We start from the raw sequence: 3,640 nt of genomic DNA on the forward strand, positions 1-3,640 counted from the left end.
TGCGGCCTTAACGAGAGCCTTGATTTTCGGGCTGTTTTCGTTGCCTGCTTTGACCGCGATGATGTTGGCGTACGGGCTTTCGGTACCTTCGATAGCTAGCGAGTCTTTTTTAGGATTCATGCCGATATCAAGGACGAAATTCGTGCTTATAGCGGCAAGATCGACTTCATCTAGCGTGCGAGGTATCTGCGCACCCTCAAGCTCGACGAAATTTAGGCGCTTTGGATTTTTCACGATGTCTTTTGGCGTGGCGAGTTCTGCGCTCTTATCTAGCTCTATGAGGCCGGCTTTTTGCAGGATGTTTAGAGCGCGGTTGCCGTTAGTCGGATCGTAGGCGATCGCGACTTTAGCGCCGTCTTTTAGCTCGCTTAGGCTCTTTATCTTTTTTGAGTAGAAGCCCAGCGGCTCAAGATGTATCGCCGCGGCGGTTATCAGAGTCGTGCCTTTTGTTTCATTGTGATTTTTTAGATACGGCCAGTGCTGAAAGAAATTCGCGTCCAAATCGCCGTCTTGCGTCGCTAAATTTGGGATCGAGTAGTCGTTTATCTCTTTGATGACTAGATCGTAGCCCTCTTTTGCTAGGACGGGTTTGATAAACTCCATGATTTCTGCGTGAGGTACAGGCGAGACGGCTACTACGATAGTGTGGTCTTTGTCGGCTGCGTAGAGGTTAAAGGCTAGTGCCAAACTTGCTAAAATTTTAAAAACTTTCATTATATTTTCCTTTTTTATTTTTAAAACGGCGCTAAAAAGGTAAAAGCTTTTACGCCGTTTTATTTTTGGAGATTTTTCTCGACTATTTTTGGTTTTTCAAATTTGAGCCGTAAAATTTAGGCAAAAACGCCTATTGCGATTTTTTAAAGCTAAATTTTACGATGGCAAATCAGTCAAATTTGACGCGATCAGAAGCTCGGTATCACCGCGCCTTGGTAGCGCTTTACGATAAAGTCTTTAACCTCGGGAGTTAGTATCGCTTTATCTAGAGCCTTGATTTTCGGATTATTTTCGTTGCCGGCCTTGGTCGCTACGTAGTTGGTGTACGGGCTATCTTTATCCTCTAGGATTAGCGCGTCTTTGGTCGGTTTGAGGCCGACATCTAGGGCGTAGTTTACGTTGATAAATGCTAGCGCGACGTCGTCGAGAGAGCGGGGCGTCTGCGCGGACTCCATCTCTTTAAATTTGAGATTTTTCGGATTTTCCGTGATATCTAGCGGGGATTTGTATTCGCCCTCTTTAGCCTTTACGATGCCGGCTTTCTCGAGCAAATTTATCGAGCGCGTCGAGTCTGCGGCGTTGTTTGAGATAGCGATAATATCGCCGTCTTTTAGCTCGTCTAGGCTTTTTATCTTTTTAGAATACGCGCCCATAGGCTCGACGTGTACACCCACGGTCGGCACGATGTGAGTGCCTTTGTCTTTGTTAAACGACTTCATATACGGCAGGCCTTGGAAGTAGTTGGCGTCGAGTTCGCCGTTTTCGACGGCGAGGTTTGGGATCACGTAGTCGTTAAAGATTTTGACGTCGAGCTTGTAGCCTTCTTTTTCCAGGATCGGCTTTACGACCTCTTCTAAAATCTCTGCGTGAGGCACGGGAGATGCGCCTACGGTGATGGTTTTGTCGCTAGCATACAGGCCGCTAGCTAAAAGCGCGCCCAGAAGTATTTTTGAAAATTGCATTATCATTCCTTTTTTTTGATAAAAACGGCGCTAAAAAGGTAAAAGCTTTTACGCCGTTTTGTTTTAAGAGCGGTCTCTAAACTAAATTTGGATTCGTCGTTTCGTTAAATTTGCCCGCGCCGCTAAATTTGAGCGGGCGGGGCTAAATTTGATTAAAACGTCGGGATTATCGCGCCTTTATATTTTTCCTCGATAAATTTCTTTACCTCCGGGCTCGTGACGGCTTTGTCTAGAGCTTTGATTTTCGGGCTATTTTCGTTGCCGACTTTGACCACGACGTAGTTGGTGTACGGGCTATCTTTGCTCTCAAGCACGAGCGCGTCTTTGGTCGGGTTTAGGTTGGCGTTTAGAGCGTAGTTCGTGTTGATAACGGCGATGGCGACGTCATCTAGCGTACGAGGAACTTGAGCGGCCTCGATCTCTTCAAATTTTAGCTTTTTCGGGTTTTCCGTGATGTTAAGCGGAGTTTTTAGAGGGTTGTCGTTTAGCTTGATTAGACCTGCGCTAGCTAGCACGTCAAGCGCGCGGCTCTCGTTTGTCGGGTCGTTTGGTATAGCTACGGTGCTGCCGTCTTTTAGCTCTTTGATATCTTTTATCTTTTTAGAGTAAACGCCCATAGGCTCGAGGTGAACGCCCACGGTTTTAACTAGATGAGTGCCTTTGTTTTTGTTAAATTCCTCAAGATACGGTAGGTGCTGGAAGTAGTTAGCGTCTAGATCGCCGTCCTCGGTGGCTAAATTTGGAGTAGAGTAGTCATTAAATTCTTTGATCTCAAGAGTAAAGCCGTCTTTTGCAAGGATAGGTTTTACGACTTCTAAAATTTCAGCATGCGGAACCGGCGTAGCGCCTACGACGATTTTCTCGGCTGCATTTGCTGCGACCGTTAGGCTTAGAGCGACTAGAGAGTATTTGAGTAGATTTTTCATTTTATATCCTTTTTAAAATTTGGCTAGCATTTAAAAAAGGATATGAGCGGAGGCTTAAATTTCTTTTTAAATGCTTAGCGAGACTAAGCGCTTAAAAAGAAATTTTGCGCTTAGCGTTAGTCTTTCGACGACTTAAGTTCAGTGAAGCGACGCATTTCGCACATATCTGATTTCATTTTCTATCCTTTCTTTGTAAAATTAATTTCGGGATTTTATGCAAAAAAAGTTTAAAAGAAAATAAAATCAGACGTAAAAATCATTTCTTTGTGATCTTATAAATAAAATTTCCTAATGATTGGAAAATTTGAACCATTATGATTAAAATCACGACGGTATAGAGCATGATATCGGGGCGAAATCTCTGATAGCCGTAGTTTATCGCAACAGACCCCAGTCCGCCGCCGCCGACCGCGCCTGCCATCGCGGAAAAGCCGATATTTACGATCAAAGTAAGCGTAAAAGCGGCGATGATACCCGGCAATGCCTCAACGAACATCACCTTAAAAATTATCTGAAAATTTGAGCTACCAAAGCTTCTAGCAGCCTCGATGATGCCTTTATCGACCTCTTTTAGCGCGCTCTCTATGAGCCTAGCGATAAACGGCGCCGCACCGATAGTAAGCGGAACGATAGCCGCGGTAGTGCCGATACTGGTGCCTACGATCAGGCGCGTGAGCGGGAAAAGCACGATGATGAGGATGATAAAAGGAAAGCTTCTTAGCGTATTTACCGTGATATCAAGCGCGATAAATAGCGGCTTGTTCGGCTTTAGGCCGTCTTGCGCCGAAAGAACGAGCAAGATAGCCGGCACTAGGCCTATCAAAAACGCTAAAAGCGTAGAAACCACGCTCATATAAAGCGTCTCGCCGATGGCCGGAAGCAAAATGCGCTCGAAAACGTCGGGAAATTTAGAAAAATCTATGCCAAACATCACGCCACCTCCCACAATACGCCGCTTTGCTTGATATACTCGGTCACGCGCACTTCGTCTTTTGGATCGATGTTGATGACAAGCGAGCCAAGTACGTTTTCGTTTAG

General features: G+C 45.3%; 4 protein-coding genes and 1 pseudogene. All 5 read right to left on the reverse strand.

Features of this window, described 5'->3' with window-relative positions:
* The coding region (locus Q0338_RS00315; protein WP_298085034.1) for a MetQ/NlpA family ABC transporter substrate-binding protein at window positions 1–714 on the reverse strand (714 nt) is incomplete at its 3' end.
* 188 nt (window positions 715–902) lie between these two features.
* Window positions 903–1,676 (reverse strand): MetQ/NlpA family ABC transporter substrate-binding protein, encoded by a 774-nt coding sequence (locus tag Q0338_RS00320; protein ID WP_298085035.1) that lies wholly within the window; start codon window positions 1,674–1,676, stop codon window positions 903–905.
* Window positions 1,677–1,828: 152 nt separating this feature from the next.
* Complete coding sequence (locus Q0338_RS00325) at window positions 1,829–2,602, reverse strand: MetQ/NlpA family ABC transporter substrate-binding protein (protein ID WP_298058255.1); 774 nt, start codon at window positions 2,600–2,602, stop codon at window positions 1,829–1,831.
* Between the two features lie 256 nt (window positions 2,603–2,858).
* On the reverse strand, window positions 2,859–3,533 hold the full coding sequence (locus Q0338_RS00330; RefSeq protein WP_298085036.1) for a methionine ABC transporter permease: 675 nt from the start codon (window positions 3,531–3,533) through the stop codon (window positions 2,859–2,861).
* Window positions 3,533–3,640 (reverse strand): annotated as a pseudogene (locus Q0338_RS00335) (methionine ABC transporter ATP-binding protein); the annotation flags it as partial. The pseudogene Q0338_RS00335 and the gene Q0338_RS00330, both read right to left, overlap by 1 nt.

Origin of the sequence: uncultured Campylobacter sp., from assembly GCF_938018145.1 — a bacterium.
Classification (GTDB): domain Bacteria; phylum Campylobacterota; class Campylobacteria; order Campylobacterales; family Campylobacteraceae; genus Campylobacter_A.

Coding starts and splice junctions, on each gene's coding strand:
- Q0338_RS00320 (WP_298085035.1), bottom strand. CDS start 1,676: ATGCAATTTTCAAAAATACTTCTGGGCGCGCTTTTAGCTAGCGGCCTG.
- Q0338_RS00325 (WP_298058255.1), bottom strand. CDS start 2,602: ATGAAAAATCTACTCAAATACTCTCTAGTCGCTCTAAGCCTAACGGTC.
- Q0338_RS00330 (WP_298085036.1), bottom strand. CDS start 3,533: ATGTTTGGCATAGATTTTTCTAAATTTCCCGACGTTTTCGAGCGCATT.